The sequence below is a fragment of the Microbacterium sp. DWRC1-3 genome (assembly GCF_049896645.1).
In the GTDB taxonomy this organism is placed as follows: domain Bacteria; phylum Actinomycetota; class Actinomycetes; order Actinomycetales; family Microbacteriaceae; genus Microbacterium; species Microbacterium maritypicum.
This window is the reverse complement of the sequence record NZ_JAFCUS010000001.1, coordinates 2,597,486-2,622,406: the sequence shown is the minus strand read 5'-3', so window position 1 is coordinate 2,622,406 and position 24,921 is coordinate 2,597,486. Positions and strand designations below refer to the sequence as shown.

Annotated in this window: 13 protein-coding genes; 9 read left to right on the top strand and 4 right to left on the bottom strand. The window is 66.3% G+C overall.

Features of this window, described 5'->3' with window-relative positions; all coding sequences use genetic code 11:
- From ACP699_RS12645 to ACP699_RS12635, 3 genes are read left to right on the top strand one after another with little or no spacing between them, the layout of a single operon-like run.
- Positions 1-4,701 carry an Eco57I restriction-modification methylase domain-containing protein gene (locus ACP699_RS12645; protein WP_426171486.1) on the top strand — a complete coding sequence of 1,567 codons (4,701 nt, stop codon included), beginning with the start codon at positions 1-3 and terminating at the stop codon, positions 4,699-4,701.
- Positions 4,698-11,078, top strand: a complete 6,381-nt coding sequence (locus tag ACP699_RS12640) for a DEAD/DEAH box helicase (protein WP_426171484.1) — start codon at positions 4,698-4,700, stop codon at positions 11,076-11,078. The genes ACP699_RS12645 and ACP699_RS12640 overlap by 4 nt, the downstream gene beginning before the upstream one ends.
- A 2-nt stretch (positions 11,079-11,080) precedes the next feature.
- Entirely contained in the window at positions 11,081-13,291 is a 2,211-nt protein-coding gene (locus ACP699_RS12635) for a 3'-5' exonuclease (RefSeq protein ID WP_426171482.1), read from the top strand.
- A gap of 37 nt (positions 13,292-13,328) precedes the next feature.
- Here the strand turns inward: ACP699_RS12635 and ACP699_RS12630 are convergent, their stop codons facing one another.
- The 3 genes from ACP699_RS12630 to ACP699_RS12620 form a co-directional block, all read right to left on the bottom strand.
- Complete coding sequence (locus tag ACP699_RS12630) at positions 13,329-14,072, bottom strand: hypothetical protein (protein ID WP_426171480.1); 744 nt, start codon at positions 14,070-14,072, stop codon at positions 13,329-13,331.
- A 69-nt stretch (positions 14,073-14,141) separates the two neighbouring features.
- Complete coding sequence (locus ACP699_RS12625) at positions 14,142-14,747, bottom strand: hypothetical protein (RefSeq protein WP_426171478.1); 606 nt, start codon at positions 14,745-14,747, stop codon at positions 14,142-14,144.
- An 828-nt stretch (positions 14,748-15,575) separates the two neighbouring features.
- Complete coding sequence (locus ACP699_RS12620; RefSeq protein ID WP_426171476.1) at positions 15,576-16,187, bottom strand: MerR family transcriptional regulator; 612 nt, start codon at positions 16,185-16,187, stop codon at positions 15,576-15,578.
- 72 nt (positions 16,188-16,259) lie between these two features.
- Here ACP699_RS12620 and ACP699_RS12615 point away from each other — a divergent pair, with 72 nt between their 5' ends.
- The 4 genes from ACP699_RS12615 (at position 16,260) to ACP699_RS12600 (ending at position 20,506) form a co-directional block, all read left to right on the top strand.
- Positions 16,260-16,769, top strand: a complete 510-nt coding sequence (locus tag ACP699_RS12615; protein ID WP_426171474.1) for a DUF4188 domain-containing protein — start codon at positions 16,260-16,262, stop codon at positions 16,767-16,769.
- An 84-nt stretch (positions 16,770-16,853) separates the two neighbouring features.
- A complete protein-coding gene (locus tag ACP699_RS12610) occupies positions 16,854-18,974 on the top strand; it encodes a GmrSD restriction endonuclease domain-containing protein (protein ID WP_426171472.1) in 2,121 nt (706 codons plus the stop codon).
- Positions 18,975-19,055: 81 nt separating this feature from the next.
- A complete protein-coding gene (locus ACP699_RS12605; protein WP_302794236.1) occupies positions 19,056-19,484 on the top strand; it encodes a polynucleotide kinase in 429 nt (142 codons plus the stop codon).
- Between the two features lie 71 nt (positions 19,485-19,555).
- On the top strand, positions 19,556-20,506 hold the full coding sequence (locus tag ACP699_RS12600) for a hypothetical protein (RefSeq protein ID WP_302794234.1): 951 nt from the start codon (positions 19,556-19,558) through the stop codon (positions 20,504-20,506).
- A gap of 19 nt (positions 20,507-20,525) precedes the next feature.
- Here the strand turns inward: ACP699_RS12600 and ACP699_RS12595 are convergent, their stop codons facing one another.
- Positions 20,526-21,095, bottom strand: coding sequence for a TetR/AcrR family transcriptional regulator (locus ACP699_RS12595; RefSeq protein WP_302794233.1), 570 nt, complete (start codon positions 21,093-21,095; stop codon positions 20,526-20,528).
- A gap of 86 nt (positions 21,096-21,181) precedes the next feature.
- On the opposite strand from ACP699_RS12595, the gene ACP699_RS12590 reads away from it, so the two are divergent.
- Entirely contained in the window at positions 21,182-22,183 is a 1,002-nt protein-coding gene (locus tag ACP699_RS12590; protein WP_426171469.1) for an SDR family NAD(P)-dependent oxidoreductase, read from the top strand.
- A 276-nt stretch (positions 22,184-22,459) separates the two neighbouring features.
- Entirely contained in the window at positions 22,460-24,838 is a 2,379-nt protein-coding gene (locus ACP699_RS12585; RefSeq protein ID WP_426171466.1) for a M1 family aminopeptidase, read from the top strand.
- The last annotated feature ends 83 nt before the right edge of the window (positions 24,839-24,921 follow it).

Below are 24,921 nucleotides of genomic sequence, written 5' to 3'. Positions count from 1 at the left end.
ATGCCATCGGATGCGTTCATCGTCGGTGAGGACTGGATCAGCGAGCACTACTTCAACACCGAGTCTGCGAAGCAGTCCTTCCAGGGGCGGGTCATCGCGCGCCGCAAAGACTGGGACGAGCGCGAGAGCGAAGGAGAGAAGACGCCGCGGTCACGCCTCGCGGCGGCGGGGGCCGCACTCACGGCGCTGCTCTCCACAGTCGACACGGATGCCGAGGGCGATGCGGGGATCGAGGTCGATGCCGCCCGCCATCGCAGCGATGTCCTGGCGCCCCTCGCCACCGCCCTCGGCTACGAGGATGCTCGCTGGCGTCGCGAGACGAGCGGTCCTATCACGCTGCTCGCTCCGAAGGACGCCACCGAGGTCTCGGCGGCCCTTGTCTTCGCTCGCCCCGTCGCCGACGTGGTCGACCTTCTGTCGAAGAACAAGCCGACACTTCTCGAGCCGTTCCTGCCGGAAGACGAAACCGACGAGGTCATGTCGGTGGCGCGAGCTCTCTCATGGCTGTTCACGAGTGATGACGCACCGGCGTTCGCTGTCGTGCTGAGCGGGGCGAAGGCACTCGTCGTCGAACGCGAGCGCTGGGCCGAGGGGCGCTACCTCGCCGTCGATCTGCAGCTCGTGCTCGACCGCAACGAAGTGAAGAAGCGCGGTGGCGAGCTCGATCGTGCCGTCGCTGCGCTCGCCGCGGAGTCGGTCTCACCCGACGTCGACGGCACCACGTGGTGGACCGAGACGCTTGACGACTCCGTCAAGCACACCGTCGGTGTCTCGAAGGACCTCCGTGACGGCGTGCGGGAGTCGATCGAGATCATCGCCAACGAGGTCGTGCGCCGCCGTGCCGCACAAGGACTCGACCCGTTGCCCGCGAGCGAGGCGAACACCCTGGCCCGGCAGTCCCTGAGATACCTCTATCGCGTGCTGTTCCTGTTGTTCGCCGAAGCATCGCCCGAACTGCGCGTGCTTCCCGTCGGGGCACCCGAGTACGCCCTGGGATACGGACTCGACCGGCTGCGCGAGCTCGTGCTGGTAGAGCTCGGCGAGGAGTCCCGCCACCGCACTCACCTGCACGGGTCACTCGACACCCTGTTCCGCCTCGTCGACGCCGGACATGAGAAGTCGACCACTGCCGACGAGGCAGATCTCCCCGAAGGACTCGAGTTCCATCCGCTGAGCGCCGATCTGTTCCGACGAGAGTCCGTCGCCCTGATCGATGCGGCGAAACTCGGCGACGGAGCTTTGCAGCGCGTGCTCTCGCTCCTCTTGCTCACTCGTGAGGAGCGGACCAAGAAGGGCGGAGATCGCGGCTTCATCTCGTACGCCGACCTGGGCATCAACCAGCTCGGGGCCGTGTACGAGGGCCTGATGTCGTACAGCGGCTTCTTCGCCGAGACCGACCTGTTCGAGGTGGCGAAGGACGGCGACTCGTCAAAGGGCTCGTGGGTCGTGCCCGTCGAACGGGCGCACGATATCGCGAAGCAGCACTTCGTGATGGCCGAGGACCCGATCACCCACGAGCGGGTGCAGCGGCGGTATCGGGGAGGGGAGTTCGTCTTCCGCCTTTCCGGCCGCGAGCGTCAGACCTCAGCCTCGTACTACTCCCCGGAAGTCTTGACGAAGTTCGTGGTGGGCCAGGCGCTGGAAGAGCTGCTCGATCAGGACGGTCGCACCACGTCGGCGGAAGAGATCCTCAACCTGAGCGTGTGTGAGCCCGCACTCGGCTCGGGCGCGTTCGCGATCGAGGCGGTGCGTCAGCTCGCCGACGAGTACCTCAGCCGGCGCGAGCAGGAGGTCGGCGAACGCATCGACCCCGACGAGCGCCCGCGCGAGCTGCAGAAAGCCAAAGCTGCGATCGCCCTGCATCAGGTGTACGGGGTCGACCTGAACGCGACCGCGGTTGAACTCGCCGAGATCTCGCTGTGGCTCGACACCATGGTCGACGGGCTGCAGGCGCCGTGGTTCGGACTACGCCTGCGGCGGGGTAACTCGCTCATTGGTGCCCGGCGAGCGGTGTACTCGTCGCAGCAGGTAACCGACAAGGCGTGGCTCAAGGACGTGCCGACAGATGTACCGGTGGCCTCGCTCGTCGACGACATGCGGGAGGACCGGATCGGCTCGGCGACGAGCGGCAAGATCCACCACTTCCTCCTGCCCGCCGAAGGCTGGGGCGCAGCCGTCGACGCCAAGGAGGGCAAGGAGCTGACGCCCGACGCACACGCGAAGCTCCGGATCTGGCGCAACGAGATGCGCAGGAAACCGTCGAAGAAGCAGCTCGATCGTCTGCTCGGTCTGAGCCATCGCGTCGAGGTGCTGTGGCAGTTCACCCTGCGTCGGCTGGAGATCGCAGAGTCGCAGGTGCGTCGTGAGGTGACGCTGTGGAACGACCCGCGTGACATTCAACATTCGGCGGTTGCGATCACACGCGACGAGATCGAGCGTTTCCTGAAAGATCCGAACGGCGCGTACCAGCGCCTTCGGCGGGTGATGGATGCCTGGTGCGCGATGTGGTTCTGGCCCCTGACCGACTCGCTGACGGACGGTGCAGCACCGCCGACCTTCGACGAGTGGCTCGACGGCCTCACCGCCCTCCTCGGTGTGCACGCCGAGGTGAAGGCTCCGAAGCGCGCGTCGGAAGGTGCGCAGACCTTGGGGCTGCCGACGAACTGGCACGACCTCGACGCCGCCGAGGAAGTCGAGCTCGGCTTTGCCCAGGTGGAGAGTGTCGACGACGCCCTGGTGAATCACGCATGGCTGCGAGCGTCGGGCAACATCGCTCGCGCGAACGGCTTCTTCCACTGGGAGCTCGACTACGCGGGCGTGTTCGCGCAGGGTGGCTTCGATCTGCAAGTCGGAAACCCGCCGTGGGTGCGGCCCCGTTCCGACGTCGATGCGCTCCTGGCAGAGGGCGACCCGTGGTGGCAGCTTGCCGTCAAACCGACGCAGACAGAAGTGAAAGCCAAGCGCGAGCAGACACTTGCGATAGATGGGGTTCGTGATCTGGTGGTCGACGGCACCGCAGATGTCGCGTGCACCGCCGCGTTCGTCGGTTCTCCGATCCTCTTCCCCCACCTCGCGGGCTTGCAGCCGGATCTCTACCGGTGCTTCATGGAGCTGACGTGGCGCAATATCAGCAAACTCGGCTCCATCGCACTGATCCACTATGAAACCCATCTCACCGACGAGAAGGCAGGAATCTTCCGAGAAGCCTCGTATGTGCGCCTGCGGCGGCACTGGCACTTCGTCAATGAACTACTTCTATTCGAAATCGAGGATCACAAGCACTACGGCATCAGCATTTTCGGTGCTATCCGGGAACCCGGCTTCTTGAACGCAGCGTGGCTATATCACCCAGACACAGTGCTGAAGTCCCTACGCCACGACGGCTCCGGACCCGAGCCGGGCCTGAAGGACCCCGATGGCCGCTGGGATCTCCGACCACACTCGGGCCGGATAACCCGTGTGGATGACGCCGTGCTCGGAGCCTGGCACGCGCTACTGGAAAAAGCTGAGACCCCGGTCCGCCACAGTCGCATGGTCTACGCCGTCAACCGAGCGACAGCGGCCGTGCTGGCGAAGCTCGCCGACGCTCCCCGGCTCGACTCACTCGGGCTCGAGTTCTCACGCGGCTGGGATGAGAGCATCGATCGCAAGAAGGGGATGTTCGACGTGGAATGGGGCGAGGTGGAGTCGTGGGATCAGGCGATCCTGCAGGGCCCGCACCTGTTCGTCGGCAACCCGTTCTACAAGTCTCCGAACTCGACGATGCTCCACAATCAGGACTGGTCACCGATCGACATGGAGACGCTCGCGCCGAATGCCATGCCCGTCACCTCTTACAAGCCGGCCAAACCGCGCGCCGAGTATGACGCCGCCTACACGCATTGGAGCCCGGACCGAGTTCCTGCCCGCGACCACTACCGCATCGCCTGGCGGGCAATGGCCGCCAACACCGGGGAGCGCACGCTCATCTCCGCGATCATTCCTCCTGGTGCCGCTCATATTCACGGTGTCTCCTCGGCCGGAACGCCGCACTCGGATATGGCAGTCCTGGACGCCGCTATCGTCACCTCGACGCTCATCGCCGACCTGAACGTTCGAGCTGCACCCAAGAGCGGTATCCCGATCAGCACGATTCGCCGCCTTCCTTACGTATGGGAGACAGGCCTGCGTGATCAGGCCCGCCTGCGCATGGCACGGCTTCAGTGTCTGACCGAAGCGCATGCAGAGCTTTACCAACTCGCGATCGCAGAAGCCAACGATGCCCAACTCGCTTGGACTGGCGGCATCAAATATGAAGGGCGCGAAAGCCTCGGCGACTTGCCAGTGAACTGGAACCCCGATGTCCCCCTCCGACGAGCATCCGACCGCCGCCAGGCGCAGGTCGAGATCGACGCCATCGTCGCGCTCTCCCTCGGCATCACCGCCGATGAACTCTGCACGATCTACCGCACGCAGTTCGCCGTCCTCTACGGCTACGACCGCAATACCTACTTCTACGACGCCAACGGGCGCCTTGTCCCGATCGAGGTACTGAAGGTGTGGCACCAGAAGGGCGAGACGATCTCACAGGAGGAGCGAACCGCGACGAACGCTTCGGGCAACACCTACGAGTACGAGCTGCCGTTCGTCACGCTCGACCGTGAGGCCGACATGCGTCAGGCCTACGCCCACTTCGAGAAGATCCTGCAGGAGCGCTCATGAGCGAACTGCTGCCCTCGCGCGAGGCGGTGCAGATCCGCGAGGCCCTGACCGACTACCTCACCACGACCTTCGCACTGTCGGATGTCGACGCTCAACGCTCACTCACCGAATTCCTCACCGATCCCGGAGCTGGCATCTTCCGCGGCCCATTCGTCCGGGCGCGCATCCCGTTTCGTGCGGCAGACGACGGATGGCGAGAGACACTCGACTGGTACGAGGGCCACACGCCATACGGCCACCAGGCCGATGCGTTCCGTCGTCTCAGCAGCTCGAACATGGGAGAGCAACCCGACGGATCGGTGAAGGAGCATCCCCTTCCGACACTCGTCGTCACCGGAACAGGCTCGGGAAAGACCGAGGCGTTCCTGTATCCGATCCTCGATCATGTGTTGCGGGCGAAGGCCGCGGGCGCAGACGGCGTGAAGGCCCTCATCCTCTATCCGATGAACGCACTGGCGAACGACCAGGCGCGGCGCATCGCAGAGATGATCCGTGGACACGATGCCCTCAAGGGCGTACGCGCAGCGCTCTACACCGGTGAACAAGCGGGTGCGAAGCGCACACGAGTCACCGACGACGGCCTCATCAACCACCGCGAGACGATTCGCGACGATCCGCCCGACATCCTGCTCACCAACTACAAGATGCTCGATCAGGTGCTGCTGCGCCCGGCCGACCGCTCACTCGTAGGGGCGATGAGCCAGGGCCTGCAGTACCTGGTGCTCGACGAGTTCCACACCTACGACGGCGCGCAGGGCACTGACGTCGCGATGTTGCTGCGACGGCTCGGGCTCGCGTTGCGTCGCTCACGCGGTGACGCGCGACCTCTCGACGCCGAGTTCGAGGCCTTCCCCCTGGGTGACGTGACACCGATCGCGACCAGCGCGACCCTCGGTGACGACGGCGACCCGTCGGGCATGCTCGCGTTCGCGGAGACCGTGTTCGGCCGACCGTTCGACTCTGGAAGCGTCGTGACCGAGACCCGGCAGTCGGCCCGCCTGTGGATCCAGAACGCCCGCGCCGCCGGCCGGGTTCCCACGACCCCGGCGGCCGGCATCAACAATGCTCTCGCCACGGTTGTCGCCGAGGCCGACATCGCGGACGACGCATCCTCGGCGGAGATCGCCGCAACGGTGCTCGACCGCCTGTACCCGGCATCCACCGATCCTGACGCGGCCTACACACACGTCGAATGGGCGGATCTACCGGATGAGGACCTCCTCGCGAGCGTCGCTGCCCACCCCCTGATCCACTCCATCGCGCAGGCCGCTGACAAGGCGATCTCGATCGACGATCTCGCCGATCAGCTGCTGCCTCGCGGCCTCGGGACCGACGAGACGTTCGAGTCACGGCGCGATGTGCGACGCACCTTCCTCACCCGCGTCTTCGCGATGCTCAGCCATGTGCGCGCACGAGTCGGCCGGGCTGCATTGTCGATCGACCTCAATCTCTGGGTTCGCGAACTGACCCGCATCGACCGGGCCGCCTCCCCCATCGTGCGATTCTCGTGGTCGGATGACGGGCCGAGCGATGCCCTGCTCGACGACGGTGAGTTCGCCGTCTTCCCGGCGATCTACTGCCGCCACTGCGGTCGCAGCGGCTGGGGCGTCGAGCTCGCACCGACCGGCAACGAACTTTCGGCCGACGACGAGAGCATCCGCCGCAACCACGCCTCACGCGAGACGCGCAGTCGCTTCCGAGCACTGCTGCACGCTCCCGGCGAAGCCGAGTCCTTCGAGGCCGGTACTCCCGTCGCGGGCTTGGCCTGGTTCGATCCCGAGCTGCGTCGCGTCTCGGCGACTGACCCTGAGGATGACGATGGCACGGCGGTCCACCTGCCGGTCCTGAATCTGACCGGTGATGACGCGAGCGACGACTCGCGCGACGACGTGTGTCCGGCATGTCAGCGCCGCGACGGCATCCGCTTCCTCGGGTCGGCCATGGCGACGATGCTCAGCGTGATCGTGACCACGCTCTTCGGCGACGCGCAGCTCGACCGTGCGGAGAAGAAGGCCCTCATCTTCACCGACAGCGTGCAGGATGCCGCGCACCGGGCCGGATTCGTGCAGAGCCGTGCACACGTGTTCGCGCTGCGCAACGCCATCCGGCAGGCGGTGGGCGATCAGCCTGCCCCGCTCGACGAGATCGTCACCCGCATGGTGCAGCAGGCAGGCGACGACCCCGACGCCCGGTATCGCCTCGTGGCTCCCGAGCTCGTGGAGCGCGAGGACTTCGCGCCGTTCTGGTCGAGCGACACCCTGCGACAAGTGCCGACCCAGGTGCGCACACGGATCAACCGACGCCTGCTCTTCGACGTGGCGATGGAGTTCGGACTGCACTCCCGCATCGGACGCACGCTCGAACTCACCGGCAGTCTGGCGGCAGGCGTCGACGCTTCCGATGCCAAACTCGAGGCACTGGGCCGGAAGGTTTTGGTCGACCGAGGCTCGGAGACCCTCGAAGGGCTGTCGGCTGCCGACGCGGATCCGGCGACCGTGCTGCGCTGGGTGCGCGGCGTGCTGGAGCGCATGCGCGAACGCGGTGCCGTCGAGCACGAGTGGTTCGCGAAGTACATCGCCGAAGACGGTCGTCGCTGGAACGTGTCGGGCGGGCGACCCCGCGGGACAGGCATGCCTGCGTTCCCACCCGGGCGAGAGGCGCCTGCCTTCCCGCGCGTCGGACCCCATGCGCCGACGGGCACGGACGGGCACCGCACACACCTCGACGTGGTGTCGTCATCGCAGAGCTGGTTCGCCACGTGGGCGCGCAAGACGCTCTCGGTCACGGCGGCCGAAGGGTCGACACTCACTGCCGCGCTGCTGGCTTCTCTGGCGAAAGACGGGCTGCTGCACGCGATGAACATCGCGACCGGCTCCGCCACCGTCTACGCCATCCCCCCGGCATCCGTGATCGTCGCCCCGGTGACCGACGCCGAGCTCTCCGACGGCCACACCCGTCTCGTCTGCGACGTCTGCCAGAACCCGATCACGGGGCTTCCCTCCGCTGTGGCGACCCTGCGCGACGGGCCGTGCATGTCGGCACGATGCCCCGGCAGGCTGCGCACGGCGCAGACCGGTCAGAACTACTACCGCGGCCTGTACGACGAGGGGCAGATGCGGCGTGTCGTCGCCCGCGAGCACACCGGTCTTCTCGACGACGATCTGAGATTGACGTACGAGAACGCGTTCAAGTCCTCGGACGAAGACCCATCCGCACCGAACGTGTTGGTGGCCACCCCGACCCTCGAGATGGGCATCGACATCGGCGACCTGTCGACCGTGATGCTCGCAGGACTGCCACGAACGGTGGCATCTTACCTGCAGCGAGTCGGCCGCGCCGGACGCCTCACGGGCAACGCACTGTCGATCGCCACGGTCACCGGTCGCGGCGACCAGCTGCCCCGCATGGGTGATCCGCTGTCGGTCATCAACGGCGCAGTCCGCCCGCCAGCCACCTATCTCGACGCCCAGGAGATCGTCCAGCGGCAATACATCGCGTCTCTGCTCGACCGACGCACCGGGGCCGGGCTGTTGACGCAGACCGACACGCACGACGTGTTGGCGTCCAGCGAACGCGGCACCCTCCTCGGTGACCTTATCGACGACGCGGACGGCCATCACGAGCAGTACGTGGAGGAGTTCCTCGCGACCCTGCCCGGGATCGCGCCCAGGACGGCCGAGCGGCTGCGTGCGTTCGCGGCGCCCGTCAGCGGTGGCGGAACATCGCCACTCGCCCACACGGTGCGCGATGCGGTACAGCGCTGGAACAAGCAGATCGACGTTCTGACCTTCCGCCGCAAGGAGATCGCCGACGCGATCCCGGATCTGGAAGCCGCCGCAGATCTCGGCCTCGAGCCTGATGCCGACGAGGCTCTCCGCACCGCGAGGATCACCCACCGTATGCTGGGCCGTCAGCTGAACGAGCTACACACCGACCACTGGGTCGCGTCACTCGAGCGATTCGGATTGCTGCCGAACTACACTCTGCTCGATGATTCCGTGACGCTCGACGCGGCGATCTCGTGGGTCGACCCCGAGACCGGAACCTGGCAGGAAGATCCCGTGACCTATCAGCGCGGCGCCTCGATCGCGATTCAAGAGCTCGCGCCCGGCGCCTACTTCTACGCCCAGGGGTTGGAGATCGAGATCGACGCCGTCGATCTCGGCCCTGGGGGCGAGGCCGTGCAGGAGTGGGCGTTCTGCGCACGATGCGGCCATGGGCGCAACCTCATGGCGGGCGACGGGCTGAACACCTGTCCGCGGTGCGGTGCGAAGGGACTGAACGACGTCGCCCAGCGACTTCGCGTGGTCGAACTCGACACGGTGTCGGCGATCGCGCGGCGCGACGAGGCATCGATCAGCGACCGCAGCGACGAGCGTCGCCGCACGCGCTTCACCGTTCAGGTCGCTGCAGATCTCGACCCGGCAGGCGTGGCCAGGCGCTGGTTCGACGACGAGACGCATTTCGGCGTCACCTACGCGCGCGACCTTACGATCCGATGGCTCAACCTCGGGCGACAGAGCGCCGGCGGCGAGGCACGGATCATCGCCGGTCGGGAACATCACGCTCCGCTGTTCCGTGTGTGTGACACGTGCGGCAAGCAGGATTCGCAATCGGGTGGAAATCGCCCGAGCGATCACCGTTCGTGGTGCGCTCGGCGCCGGGAGACCCGGGAGCACACGATCGCTCTCGCGCTCAGCCGCACGCTCGTCACGCAGGGGACATTCCTGCGTCTCCCCATCGGGATCACGCTCGGCGACTCGCTCGCCGTGCCGAGCCTGGCGGCCGCGCTGATGCGTGGGCTGCGTGAGGTCATGGGCGGCGACCCCGATCATCTTCGAGTCATCTCGACGATCGAGCCCGTGGGTGACGACACCACCGCAGAGTCCCTCCTCGTGCATGATGCAGTGCCGGGCGGCACGGGCTACCTCGCCGAACTCGCCGATCCGGAACGCATGCTCGAGCTGCTGTCGACGGCGTGGAGGATCGTCCGCGACTGTGAATGCCGCGGTGAGCAGCGCGCCGCCTGCCATCGGTGCCTGTTGCCGTATGCGAGCGGGAACACGAGCGTCGTCTCGCGTGCGAGCGCCGAGCAGGCGCTCGCGAAGCTGCTGCGCGTGGGCACCGACGGTGAGCTCCACCCATTCGTGCCCGTCGAGCAGGACCCGGGAGTCGTGCTCGACGAGTCCACGATCGAGCAGCTGTTCCGGATGCGTTTCATCGAGCGGGCCCAGAAGCTCGGGGGAACCGTCAAGGAGAAGCCCGGAGACTGGGGCAATAAGGTCCAGGTCAGCTTCCCGGGCGACGCGCGCATCTGGAAGCTGAGCCCGCAGGTGTCGCTTGGATTCACGAAGCCCGACTTCGTCCTCGAGCAGCACGGAGGCGGAGCCGAACCGATCGCGATCTACACGGACGGGAAGGCATTCCACGCCAGCATCCTGCACAATCGTCTGGCCGACGATGCCAAGAAGCGGGCACTCGCCCGCAACGGCGGACACCGGGTGCTCGCGGTGACATGGGCTGATCTGCAGGACGACGACGCGCTGCCCCGCGACTGGATCGACCCCGGTTTCGCCGAGCGGATCGCTCCGATGTATCAGCTTCCGCTGGTGCAGCTCGACCGGCTCCACGCCGATCCATTGACGACGCTCATGGAGTGGATGCAGGACCCGGCCGGGGAGGCGAAGCGCCGCGACAAGATCGCTCGTGCTCTCCCCATGATGACGAGGAGCGCCGGCAGCCCGGCGCCCGACGTCACGCCCGTGGATGCGGCATCCGCGATGATGCGCGGGGCTGCCGCTGCGCCTTCGGACGACTCGATGAGCTGGGTCGTGGATCGCGGTGCTCTCATCCACGCGACTCGGATGGGCGATCAGGGCGCATCGGAGTTCGCCCTGATCATCGACGACCGCGACGCTGCTGTCGGCGCCGAGGGTTTCACAGACGTATGGCGACTCTGGTTGCATCTGTCGAACGTGATCGGTTGGCGAAACGATCTCAGCGGTGTCGAGATCCTCGCGTTGTCGCAGGTCGTCGATGCGGGAGCCGACACCGCCGCGACGGACATGCTCGGGCACGTCGACTTCCCGCTCGCGAACGTCAGCATCGAATGGAAGACCCTCGCCGAGGGCGCCACCTCAGCGGAGAAGGCCTTGATCGCCGCACTCGCCGCCGCCCCCGGCGTTCCGATCCCGAAGATGGGACTCGAGTTGGGCGACGGCATCCCGTTCTCGTTCGTCTGGGAGGATGAGCGCGTCGCGACCGCCTGGGGACTCGACGATGACGATCGCGAGTTCCTCGCATCGCTCGGATGGACCGCGGTGGAACCCGAGGCGGACGCGGTCATGAATGCCCTCGCATCTGCAGGAAGGAACTGACCATGCCCACGATCGTCTGGGGGGCCGCGAAGGATCCGAAGCATGATCAGGCCGTGAAGGCCAAGATCTACACCTTCCTCGGGAAGCTCAGCGACGACGACACCGTGCCGGGGCTCCACATCGAGCCGATGCAGAAGCCGCGTGATGCGCGAGCCCGCACGGGACGGGTCGACATCCACTGGCGAGCGGTGCTCTTCAAGCTGGAGCCCGCCGGTGACGAGCCCGTCTACGTGTACGCCGGGACGTGGCATCACGACGAGGCCATCAAGCGCGCCCGGACGACGACGCTGAGCATGAACCCGGTCAACGGCCTGGCCGTCCTGCGGCAGGAGCTCGACACCGCCGATGAGATCGAGGCGCAGGCCCCTGCTGCGGCCGCGCCCATCGCCGATGAGGCCCCTGCGCAGACGACGGCACTCCTCGCTGATCTCGGGTTCTTCGTCACCGACTTGACCGAGGAGTTCGGATTCGACCAGGAGACGGCGGAGGCGGCCTTCCGCGTTCTGGACGAGGAAGCCCTTCTCAACTTCGCGACCGGTATCGACACCGCCTGGCAGGCGGACGTCCTCGTCGCGATGGGCGCAGGAACCGCGCTCCACCTCATCAAGGAAGAGCTGAAGCTCGACCAGCCTGTCATCATCGACCAGGGCGCGGACGATGACACGAAGCTCGTCGAAGCACTGCGGCATCCCGCGGCGCAGATGCAGTTCACGTTCATCGACGACACCGAAGAGCTGCGGCGTGTCATCGAGGGCGGCGACTTCGGTGCATGGCGTGTGTTCCTGCACCCGGAACAGCGGGAGTACGCCGAGCGCCCCCGCAACGGCTCGTTCCGCCTCACCGGAGGGGCCGGCACCGGGAAGACCGTGGTGCTGTTACACCGCGCTCGGCACCTGGCTCGGAAGGATCCTCACGCGCGGATCGTGCTGACGACGTTCACGCGAGCCCTGGCCGAGAATCTGCGTCGCGACCTGGAGCGGCTCGATCCCGACCTCCCGTTCGCGACCAAGCTGGGAGAACCGGGCATCCTCGTCCGCGGAGTCGATCAGATCGCCTCCGACGTGCGCGCAGTCGCCGGGGGTGCGCCCTTCGGCGATGCGTCACTGGCGGTCATCGGGTCGTCCCGCGACAGCATGACGAGCGCCGCAGAGCTCGACTGGAAGTCGGCGATCCAGGAGGCCGGCGGCGATCTGCCGATCGCTCTGAGGTCCGAAGCATTCCTCGACGGCGAATACACCCAGGTGGTGCTTCCGCACCGCATCCATGAGCTCGACGACTACCTGCTGGTACGCCGGCCAGGACGCGGCGTCGCGCTCGACCGTGGGCGACGCGCCGCGGTCTGGGCAGTCATCGAGCAGGCGCGCAAGAACCATCGGATCACCGGAGCGCTCTCGTTCGCCGAGGTGGCTGCCATCTCGGCGGAGTGGCTGCAGTCGAACGGACAGACCCTCGCTGATCACGTGCTGATCGACGAAGCCCAGGACCTCGTCCCGTCGAAGTGGCAGTTGCTGCGTGCTCTCGTGGCCGAAGGCCCTGACGACCTCTTCATCGCAGACGACACGCATCAGCGGATCTACGGGCAGCCCACGGTGCTGAAGCGCTACGGCATCGCCGTGCAGGGCCGATCCCGCCGCCTCACGCTGAACTACCGCACGACTCTCGAGAACCTGAGATACGCGATGGAGATCCTGTCCGGCGTGGAGTACTCCGACGCCGAAGCAGAAGACGTGACGACCGCGGGCTATCGCTCGTCACGCAGCGGGCCGAAGCCGGTCACCCGCCCGTCGAAGTCGGATTCCGCGCAATTCGACGCGATCGCGGACGACGTGAAGCGATGGATCGCCGAAGGCGTGAAGCCCGAGACCATCGCCATCCTGTCGGCCTCGAACACCTCATCGAAGAAGGTGCAGCAGGGGCTCGGACAGCGTGACGTGGCGGTGGCATTGCTGAACTCGCCTCGGATCACAGGCGGACAGCCGGTCGCGATGACGATGCACAACGCGAAGGGCATGGAGTTCTCACGCGTGGTGTTGTTCGACGTGTCGGACGGCGCCTTCCCCCCGGCGATCGCGTACAAAGGTGTGCCGGACGAGGAGAAGCCCGATCTCGACAAGCGCTTCCGCTCGCTGCTGTACGTCGCGGCGAGCCGCGCGCGCGACGAGCTCGTGGTGACATGGAAGGGATCGCCCAGCGCTCTGCTGCTCGGGGACTGACCGGTTCGAGTGCTCTCGCAGGTCTAGGCGAGATCGGTCAGAATTCGATGCTGGTCGTGATCTCGATGCTTCGGATCGATGTGACCTCACGAGTGAACGAGGCACCGATGGTGACGCCCTTCTTGCCCGACACGGACTCGGCGATCGACAGCGCAGCGCGGAGGTTGGCGTCGGACTCTCGCGTGCCACTGAGAGTCATTCGATAGCTCTGGATCGGGTTGGAACCCGTTCGCATTTCGACGAGTGACTTCAGCTGCTGATTGGTCGCCAGATTGTGGAGGCTCAGGTATTCCAGAGCGGCCTCGGGATCGGGGGCACCGCCACCGAAGATCAGCCGTCCCTCCAGACGGTCGTCGAGTTTGCGTGCGAACTCCTTCGACACATCCGCGTCAGCGCCACCGAAACCGGGGATGATCGCCCTGATCCCCCCGTTCGTCGCCGTGGTCTGACGCTCGATCTTCGCGTCCTCGAACTGCACGTCCTTCGCACCGAGCAGCTTCGCGACGGTGGCCAGATGGTGGTACTTCGCGCTGGCGAACGACTCGAGCGCGTGCTCGGAGAACTCGAAGACATCGGATTCATACGGATTCTTGATCAGCAAGGATCCGGGAATGAGCTGCCCTGCGGTGCTGAGCAGCTCGCGGACAGCGGCGACCTGAACGTCGTTGCCTGCGGGCATCACGGAGTGCGGAACGATCATCGCATCGAGATCGTCGAGCAGACTGACCGAGTTGGGGTCGCTGGCGATGTCCAGATACAGGCTGTTCTCGGCGACCAGCACTGATCGAGGCGATCTACTGTTCAGAATATCCGTCACGAGTCCCACGCTCCCTGAGTTCGGGAGAGCCTTCTACTGCAGGCGGCTCTTGATCCCCTTGAGCAGCCTATCGGCGTCCTTGGACGTGACGAGGCTGCCGACGACGACCGGAGCACCTCCCAGTTGCGCGGAACCGAACTTGATGACGTCGGTATCTTCCACTTGCTTCGCCACCTGCGAGAGGGAAAGACTCCGATCAGGATGCTCGTCTGCCCAGGTGCCCACGAGCAGGATCTTCGGCGCGCTCCCCGGCTGGGCATCGATCCACTTCTTGAACAGCGCGAGATGGGTCTTCACCATCTGGGTGGTGCCGGCGTCCCCACGAGCGACGAGATCCGCCCTGAACAGATACCAGACGTGTTCTGCATCGTCGAACGCATCCTTCCATTCACCGACGTTGAGCCCATTCATGCTGGGAACTTCCCGGGGGACCGCGAAGTCGACCGTCTTGCCCTTGATCTCGACCTTGAAACGACCACGATCCTCACCGGATGCCGCGGCCTGCAGCCCTGAGTCCGGGGCGTCGACGTCACGGAGGAGCCTGATCAGCGCAGTCTTCCCGGTCTGCGGGGCGCCCAAGATCGCTACTGTGCGCTTGTCGAGGATCTTCCAGATCTTCGGAATCGCGGCAAAGATCACCGCACCCCCGAACGTGGCGACGGCGACGGCGACGATCGGAATAACCATGAGAGGCAATGGCACCGGAACGCTCCCTACGAGTCTCTTGGCGAGCCGCTCGGAGCCCGGCGTTCGAGCACCAGCGGCGGGCCAGGTTCCGCCCAGCCTACTGTGGAGAGGGTTGCTGACCGCCGAGGCCCCAGCCCGACCTCTGCTCCAGGTTCCTCGAAGCGGGTGCAGCGCTCATAAATGCAGGCGACCGCGTCCGTTCGGTCCGGCAAGGCATCCCTGCGTGCAGACCGACCTCACGACGCCATAGGGAATCTTCGGTATGCCGCAGCGTCTGACCGTCCCCCTCTATCAGCGCCCTTGCGTCTGGTCCAGGAGGCTCAGCGGGCTCCTCGATCGTCCTGCGACGAATGCGGCAGTGATCAATGTCGTCGAAAGCTGGATCGTTCGCCGACGCTTGCTCCGACTGCAGAGCGGCGATCTCGGCGGAGCCAAGAGCGACAACGCGTGGTGTTTCTGGCGCGTCGCAGGCGGCCCCGTGATCAACGAACTCTGTGAGGAACTACTCCGCTTGCACCCCTGACGACGGCGATCGATCAATCACTTGGCTCGTTCCGCACGAGAGTTCGAAATCGCAGCGTTCAGCGCTCGATTTCGAACGACGGCTCCTTCTCCGTCTGGGCGGTCAAGCATCGTTTAACGCGCAATCTGCCACCACCACATTGAACCGCGCTTCAGCATCGGAGGCGGCCTTAACAGGAGCGTGGTGATGATGTGGGCGATCCCGAGGTATGGCCTGCTCCCAGGCCACCGAGGGCAACTTCTAGCTGCGATGTCCAGTCAGCCGGCCCCACCGAACCGCTCCCCCGAGCTCACCTGCTGCGCGACCCGCCGCAGCGCCAACAACAGCGGCTCCACCAGCACCGACCCCAGCACCACGTACCGCACGGCAGCTTCCGCAGACTCTTCCGGCACCCCGGCGATCTCCGCATCCGCAATCCGTCGCATGCTCGCGAGGTACTCCGCCATCACCGCATCCTGCACACTGAACCCGACACGCTCCAACCCCTGCAGCGCTCGCGCCACCGCATGAAGCACTGCCGGGTCGCACATCCCCGGCGTCCACCCGAGCCCTGCGACGAGGCGCTCAGCCTCCGTCAGATCCAGCGCCTCATCCACCGGGGGAGTGATCGCCGCATGCGCTGTTCCGAGCAGGTCGTTCGCACTCGCCGGCGGATCATCCAGCGCCCCGAGCACCCGCCGCGTCTCGGCGATGCTCACACCCGCATCGAGCAGCGCGCGGATCACCCGCAGCCGCTCCACGTGCTTCTCGCCGTATGCGGCCTGAGTCGCGGAGCTGCGCTCACCCTCAGGCAGCAGCCCCTCGCGCAGGTAGTACTTGATCGTCGGCACGGTCACGCCGGTCCGCGCGGACAGTTCGGAAATTCTCATCGCCACCTCTTGACTTCGATAGTAGCGCTATCCATTATGGATAGTGACGCTATCCAATCAAGAGGAGTCATCATGTCGAAGGTCATCACGGGCCGCATGACCCACCGCCACGAGGGCGAGCTCGTCGTGTTCCACATCGGAATGCAGATCAACCGCTGGTGGCGCCCCGACCTGTGGATGCCGGCGTTCTTCGCCATGCCGCGGATGCTGCGCGAACTCTCCATCGACCCCGACTCGGGCATGCTCGGCTACCACCTGCTCCTCGGCGCCGGCGGCCCCTACGTCGTGCAGTACTGGTCGTCCGTCGACAAGCTCTACGCTTACGCGTCCAACCCGTCGCAGGAGCACCGCCCCGCCTGGACCGCCTTCAACCGCGCCGCCCGCAAGGCTCCGGGAGCGGTGGGCGTGTGGCACGAGACCTTCCGCGTCGACACCGCCGAGAGTGTGTACGTGTCGACGAAGCCGATGGGGCTGCCGAAGGCCACGGAGCTCGTCGAGGTCGGCAAGCGGTACGACCGGGCGCAGGCGCGGTTCGCAGAGGGGCGGACGATCGCAAAGGAACAATCGGTCCCCCACGAGTAGCCACACCCCAGGTTGTCTGAAGCTCGCGTAGCGCTCATAGAATGCAATCGACCACGCCTGATTGGTCCAGCAAGGGAGCACTGGGTGAAGACCGACCTCACGACGCCTCAGGGAATCTTCGGCATGCCGCAGCACCTGACCGTGCCCATCTATCAGCGCCCGTATGTGTGGACCCAGGAGGACCAGTGGGCACCCCTCTGGGGCGACATCAGACGCCTGACTGAGCATCGGATGGACAACCCCGGTTCGAACGCGACGCATTTCCTCGGAGCGGTCGTCACACAAGACGCACCGACCGGTCCTGTAGGTATGCAGGAGTTCCAGATCGTCGATGGCCAGCAAAGGCTGACGACGCTGCAGCTCGCTCTCGACGCGACAGCGGCAGCCTTCGCCGCACGCGATCTGCATGCGCTCGCCGCACGCCTCAACTTCCTGACGCACAACGACAGCAACTTCGTCGGAGACGGAGAGACGGCATTGAAGCTGCGCCACACGAACAGAGATCGACCCGCGTTCGACGAGGTGATGGTCGCCGAGCCGCCGGTCGATCATGCGGCACTGAGTCACCGCAGCTCACTCCTCACGCAGGCGCACGAGTACTTCGCCTCGCACGTCGGCGCCTGGCTTGACTCCGATCCCGACACTCTGAGTGCGAGAGCAGACGCACTCGCTATCTCACTCCAGACGGCACTGCAACTCGTAGTCATCCGTCTGACGTCCGACGAGGACTCGCAGGAGATCTTCGAGACGCTGAACGCCCGTGGCACTCCGCTGACTGCAGCCGACCTCATCAAGAACTTCGTCTTCCAGCGGCTGAAAGCAGAAGGCAAGGACACGGCGGAGGCGTACCGGAGTTGGCCGTTCGAGACGAAGTTCTGGGAGGCCGAAGTCAGCGTAGGGCGCTTCCCCACGACCCGCAGCGCGCTCTTCCTCGGGCAGTGGCTGATCTCACGAGTCGGCAAGGAAGTGAGCCCTCGCTCCACATTCGCGCGCTTCAAGTTCTTCACCGAACACGAGACCGACCACACGATGTCGGAGCTCCTCGAACTCATCACGGCCCAAGCCGCCACTTACCAACAACTCACCGAGCGCGCCGCCGAAACGCATGCTGACCTCAACCGCGTGGAGCTCCACGTCTATCGGATGTCGGTGGCCCAGGTGGAGATCACCAAGCCCGTCGTGCTCTGGCTCACCGAACCAGGCAACCCTTATGGACCTGGAACGATCGCTGGTGTGGTCGATGCTGTTGAAAGCTGGATCGTCCGCCGACGCCTGCTGCGGCTGCAGAACGGCGATCTTGGCCGAGTTGCCGCCGAGCTGATCTCGGCCGCACGTGGGGCATCCGACGAGGACGTCGTCGACAAGGTCCAGAGACACCTGATGCGCCAACAGTCCACCAGCACGTACTGGCCCGGCGACGAAGAACTCACTGAGACGTTGCGCTCCGTGCCGTTCTATCGGCGCTTTCCCCAACCGATGCAGCGGATGCTTCTCCAAGCGATCGAAGACTGGTACCGGGGCTACACGCAGATCGGCCCGTCGAAGACAGGCATCAGGATGCACCGAGACAAGAACCAGGTCGAGCATCTACTGCCTCGAGCATGGCAGTCTCACTGGCCTGTTTCGGATGCGGCCGCAGAGGCCGACCGCGACGAGCACGTGCACCGGCTCGGAAACCTCACCCTCATCACTGGTTCGCTCAACGCCTCGGTTTCTAATGGCCCTTGGCTCGGGGACGACGGCAAGCGCGCCGCCATCCATCGCCACGATGTTTTTCTCATGAACCGCGCAATCGTCGATTCGTCTGCCGATGGCTGGGACGAGCGGCGCATCGATGAGCGCACGGAAGAGATGATTACGGCCGTCGCGGCCACCTGGCCAGTTCCACAAGGCCACGAAGGCAAGACCATCGACCGATCGTCGCGATTGTCGAAGGCGACGGCGTCATACTCGGACGTGATTGCGGCAGGCCTGATAGAGGTCGGCGCCACCCTTCAATGCACCGACGGACGGTGGCCCGACGCGCGGGGAACTCTGCTCGCCGGCGGGAGAATGCTCTACGAGGGCAGGACCTACGAGAGCCCGGCTGGGGCGGCGAGGGAAGTACGCGGCGGCAAGAGCGGCAACGCATGGTACTTCTGGCGCGTCGAGGGAGGACCCGTGATCAACGACCTCCGCGAGGAGCTCCTGCGCTTGCCGTCCTGATATCAGCGAACCGTCGGACCTGCCCGAGGCGTGCTTCAGGAGACCCCGACTTCTCACCGAAGAACCCACTACCCTCGCAGCATGCCCACAGATCGCCCCCGCGCCTGGATCTTCGACGTCGACGGCACGCTCGCCCTCATCGGCGACCGCTCCCCGTACGACATGCGCAACGTGGCGGTCGACACTCCGAACCACCCCGTCGTCGTCGCCGCTCAGGCGTTCGCCGCGCATCCCGACGTCGACGCGCTCATCGTCGTCTCGGGCCGCGATGAGACCGCCCGCCGCGCCACCGAAGCCTGGCTGACATTCAACGAGATCCCGTTCGACCGCCTCCTGCTCCGCCGCACGGGCGACCAGCGCGCCGACAACATCGTCAAAGCCGAGATCTACGACACCCAGATCGAACCGCATTTCACCGTCATTGGCGTGGTCGACGACCGCCGCAGCGTGGTCGAGATGTGGCGGTCTCGTGGGCTGACCTGCTTCCAGGTCGCCGAGGGCGACTTCTGAACCCCGACGCGCCGGCTCACCCCGCGCACACGCCCTTCCGGCGCACCCCGAGTTCTGCCACCATGAGGGCCATGACGCCGGACACCCCTCCCGCCACCAAGCCCGACCCCGGCCGGTTGGAGAAGCTCCACGACTGGCTGACAAGCCCGGGCGGCCGGCTCATCCGCTACCTGCTCGTCCTGATCATCGTCGGGCTGGCCGTCTATCTCTCGCTCACGGGATGGTTCCAGGTCTGCGAGACGGTGGACTCCGAGAAAGACGGCCTCACCCGAACCTGCTCCGGCCCGAATCTCACGAGTGCCGGCGTGCTCGCAGCGGTGATATTCGTCTTGCTGCTCCTCTGGCCCGACCTGTCGGAGTTCAGCGCGTTCGGTGTCACGCTCAAGAAGCTCGTGCAGAAAGTCGAGGAGAAGGTCACCGAGACCCGCGACAAGGCCGCCCACATCGACAACACCACCACCACGACCCGCTCTCGGGTGGAGGATCTGCAGTCCACCGTCGCCACGCAAGGCGGAGACATCAGCCACCGCCTGTCGCTCATCCAGTCCGACCTGACGTCACTCACCGAGCGCGAGGCGGAACGAATCGCCGCACCGCCCTATTCGGAGGCCGTCCGGGTCCCCTCGGAGCCTGCACCCCTGAGCCCCTCGCCACGATGGGACAGCCTCGACCGCGATGCTCTCGTCCGGGTCTGCGAAGAACTCTTCGGCTCCGACAACCTCGAGTACACCGTCGGCAGCCTGGACAACGTGCTCGGCGACATGTGGTGGCCCGCTGAAGGGGTGGAGGGAGTCGACAGCCGGAACGCCGCCTACACCGGGCTCATCCTGGAGCTGTTCCGCACATTCCGCGAGCGATGGGAGCGAGCCAGGCAAGACCGCTTCCACCGTGAGCAGGTCGACACGATCCTGCGATCCATCGAATCGATGCTGCTCGCGCTCATCGGCGGAAGATACGTCGACGACGAGTCGATCCGCATCGCACTCGCCGCCCTCCGCCTCCTCCACCAGCAAGAACGCTAGTTCGACAGCTCACTGCCCCCTACGCCGCAATCCCCCGCAGCAACCGCACCACGGTCTCCTCGACCCGCTCCGCACTCAACGGCTGCCCGATCAACGCGGAGTACGACGCCATCGCGATGAACTGATCCGCGATCGCGGCCGCATCCACATCCGCCCGCACGTCCCCATCGGCTCGCCCCCGCGACACCCGCTCGGCCACCCACTCACGGATCGGCGCCGCCAACCGCTCGTTCAAGACAAGCCCCAACTCGGGGTCAGCCGCCGTCACCTCGATCAGCGCCCGCGCGAGCGCCACACCCTCGGGCCGGGCCAACCCGTCGGACATGGCCGAGAACCACGCCCGCAGATCAGCCCCGAGGTCATCCGTCATCGGCACCGACACCTCGGCACCCGGCAGCGATCCTTCGAGCAGTGCCTCGCCGAGGATCGCGGCCTTCGACGGCCACCACCGGTAGATCGTCTGCTTCGACACCTCCGCAGACTCGGCGAGGCCCTCGATCGTCACGGCCTCGTATCCGTCTGCGGCGAGCGCGCGCCGCATCGCCTCCAGCACGGACTGGCGGGCTTTCTCACTGCGAGGACGAGGCACCATTCGAGCGTACTCAGGCGTAGACTCGAACATAAGTAGACGCACCGTTGCGAAACTACAGCGAAACCCGAACAAGGAGAACGAGCATGGCCCTCACCGCACACTCCACCATCGGCGACTGGTTGAACGACCCGACCGGCGGGCCTCTCATCCGCGGACTCTTCGCGCAGACGGGTGCCGACCCCGAGCTGCTCACCCCCGTGCTGGGCCTTCCCCTGCAGCAGCTGGTCGCGATGAGTCAGGGCCAGCTTCCCCAGTCGGTGGTCGACGATCTCGTGCGCGCGGCCAACGGCGGCGAGATCCCCGAAGACGACACCTCCGAGGGCTGGACCGAGAAGCCCACCTCCGGCCGTTTCGCCGGCAAGACCGTGATCGTCACGGGTGCCGCCTCCGGCATCGGCAAGGCCACGGCCTCGCGCATCGCCCGCGAAGGCGGACGCGTGATCGCGAGCGACATCGCCGCCGAGAAGCTCGACGCCCTCAAGGCGGAGCTGCCGGATGCCGACATCGTCACGGTTGCCGGTGACCTCACGCAGCAGGAAGCGATCGATGCGGTGCTCGCTGCCGCAGGCGATCGCATCGACGGTTTGGCGAACGTCGCCGGCATCAACGACGACTTCTCCCCTGCGGGCGAGACCCCCGACGCCGTCTGGGACCGCGTCATCGCGATCAACCTGACCGCTCCGTTCAAGCTCATGCGCGCGGTCATCCCCATGATGGAAGCAGCGGGCCAGGGCTCGATCCTCAACGTCTCGAGCGAGGCCGGCCTGCGCGGCAACGCCTCGGGCAATGCCTACACGGCCAGCAAGCACGGCATCATCGGCGTGACCAAGTCGGCGGCCTTCATGTACGGGCCGAAGGGCATCCGCGTGAACTCGGTCGCCCCGGGCGGCGTCGCCACCGGCATCCCGATGCCCCCGCACATGTCCGAGTACGGCTCGGGCCGCCTGGCCCCGTTCCAGCAGGCGATCCCGACCGTGGCGACGGCCGAGCACCTGGCCGCATCCATCACGTTCCTGCTGTCGGACGACGCCGTGAACATCAACGGCGCCATCCTCGCCTCGGACGGCGGATGGTCGGTGCAGTAAGCCGCACCGCGACGCCGACGCCCCCGCCGACCCGAACGGCGGGGGCGTTTCGCATCTCCGGGCGAATGATGCACGGCGGGCAGCATCCTGGACAGGGTCGAACAATTCCCCCGGTCAGCGAACAGAAAAACTCGGCGCAACCGAACCGTGAACGGCACGATATATTGCAGAAACATACGTTCCATACGTTTCATACGCGTCCCCAGGGCCACAAGCCTTCCCCCGCACCACGACGACGTGACCGGTCGCCCGCGTTCTGCCTACCTGAAAGCCCCCATGCCTCGACTGACCTCCCCCGCCCGTCGACGATTGATCGCGACTCTTCCGATCACCGCTCTCCTCGCCGGTTCCCTTCTCGCCACCTCTCTTCCCGCGGCAGCGGCCGACGACTCCGTCGCCGGACCCCGCACCTCGGGCGACCCGATGTTCCCGAACATCGGCAACGGCGGCTACGACGCCCTCGACTACGACGTCTCCCTCAGCTGGAGCCCGACCGGCGTCGCCGACGGACTGATCACCGGCGACATCACCACGGCCACGACGACGATGACCGCCCGCGCCCTCGCTCCGCTGCACGAGTTCTCCCTCGACTTCGAAGGCATGACGGTCGAGGGGGTGACCGTCAACGGCGTCCCGGCCAGCTGGTCGCGCGACATCGACCCGGCTGCGGAGAAGTTCAAGCTCATCGTCACCGTGCCGACCCCGGTGGAAGGGGAGTTCACGGTCGCCGTCACGTACAGCGGCACCCCGGTGGTGCACGTCGACAGCGACGGTGCCTTCGAGGGCTGGAACGGCACGAACGACGGAGCTATCCTCCTCGGACAGCCGATCGGCACCATGGCCGGTTTCCCCCACAACAACACCCCGAGCGACAAAGCCACGTACACGATCTCGGTGGATGCTCCTTCGGTGCTCGCCAACGTCTCCGGCGTTCAGGGCGACGCGGCCGTCGCCAGCAACGGTGAACTGCAGTCGAAGACCGTCTCGGGCGAGCGCACCACCTGGGTGTGGCGACAGGACAAGCAGATGGCCTCTGAACTCGTGGTCATCGCGATCGGGCGCTTCGAGGTGATCGAAGGCTCGGTCACCCTGAGCGACAACCGCGTCATCCCCTCGTGGTCCTTCATGGACGCGGGGCTCAGCGACACGAACAAGACCACCATCCGCAACCGGGTCGCGCAGCTCGAGACCATCACCCGCAACCTCGAGAGCATCTACGGCCCCTACCCCGGCAACAGCACCGGCGTGATCGTCGACACCGTGCCCAGCGGGGTCAACTACGCCCTCGAGACGCAGGACCGATCGTTCTTCCCGAGCACGAACTCCGTGAACGGCAACACCCTCATCCACGAACTCGTCCACCAGTGGTACGGCAACAACGTCGCACCGACCACCTGGACCGACATCTGGATCGGCGAGGGGATGGCCACCTGGGGCCCGACCTACTACAACAGTGCCGCAGCCTTCGGCTCGGGAACCAGCACCGAGCAGAGCTACTTCAACTCGTGGAACAACAAGGCCTCGTCGAGCGCGGACTGGAACATCCCCCCGGGCACCCAGACCGCCTCGAACGAGCTCTACGGCTACCAGACCTACACCCGCAGCGCCCAGTTCTGGGAGGCGCTGAAGATCTCGATCGGCGACGACGCCTTCTTCGCCCTGATCAAGGAATGGCAGACGCGCTTCGCCGGCCAGAGCCGCACGAGCGCCGATCTCAAGGCTCTCGCCGAGGAGCTCTCCGGCCGCGACATCACGGCACTGTGGAACGACTGGATCCTCGAGCCCGGCAAGCCCGCGTGGCCCGACAAGCTGTCCGTCTCGCTGACGGCGACGCCGGCCGCCACGGAGCCGCTCGACATCGGCGACACCGCCACTTACACGCTCAGCGCCACCAACACGGGTCGGGTGGCCCTCGCCTCCTCCGTGGTGACGGTCGACCTCAGCGACGTGCTCTCGCGCGCGACGCTGGTGGCTGTGCCGGCGGGCACTGTCCTCGACGGCACGACCCTCACCTGGAGCGTCCCCGCGGGCGTCGCAGCGGGGGCCTCCACCGAGGTGCAGTTCACGGTCGAAGTGGCTGAGGATGCACCGAGCGGTGCCTTCTCGTCGACCGCGCGCGTCGCTACTCTCGGCGGCACCTGCGTTACCTGCGTCGCGGAGCTCTCGATCATGGAGGTGCTCACGCCGACCAGCGTTCCGACCATCACGGGCACCGCGGCGGTCGGACAGACCCTGACCGCGATCTCGGACGGCTGGCCCGCCGGAACCGCGCTCAGCTACTCCTGGGCGATCGACGGCGCGCCCGTCGTGAGCGATGCACCCGTCCTGCGGATGGCCCGCGCGGCCGCGCCGGGCGCCCAGTTCGTCGTTCCGGCGGACGCCCTCGGCAAGCGGATCACAGTCGCAGTGACCGGGACGCTCGACGGATTCCGCGCCGGTTCCGTCACGAGTGCGGCCACCGCAGCCGTCGGTCCCGCCCTCAGCCAGGGCGGCGGAGCCACGACCCCCGGCGGCGGCACCACTCCCGGCGCCGGCCAGCTGGGCCAGACGGGTGCGGAGCTACCCATCGGGGGCGCAGCCCTCGGCCTGGTGCTGCTCCTGCTGGGCGCGGCATTCGTCGCCCGACGTCGTCGCCACCGCATCGACGCCGCCTGAGACATCGGCGGCTGCCGCGGCCCGTTCGCGGCATCCGCCGAGTGCCTCTCGCACTCACCACGACGCCCCGCCGGCGATGTCGG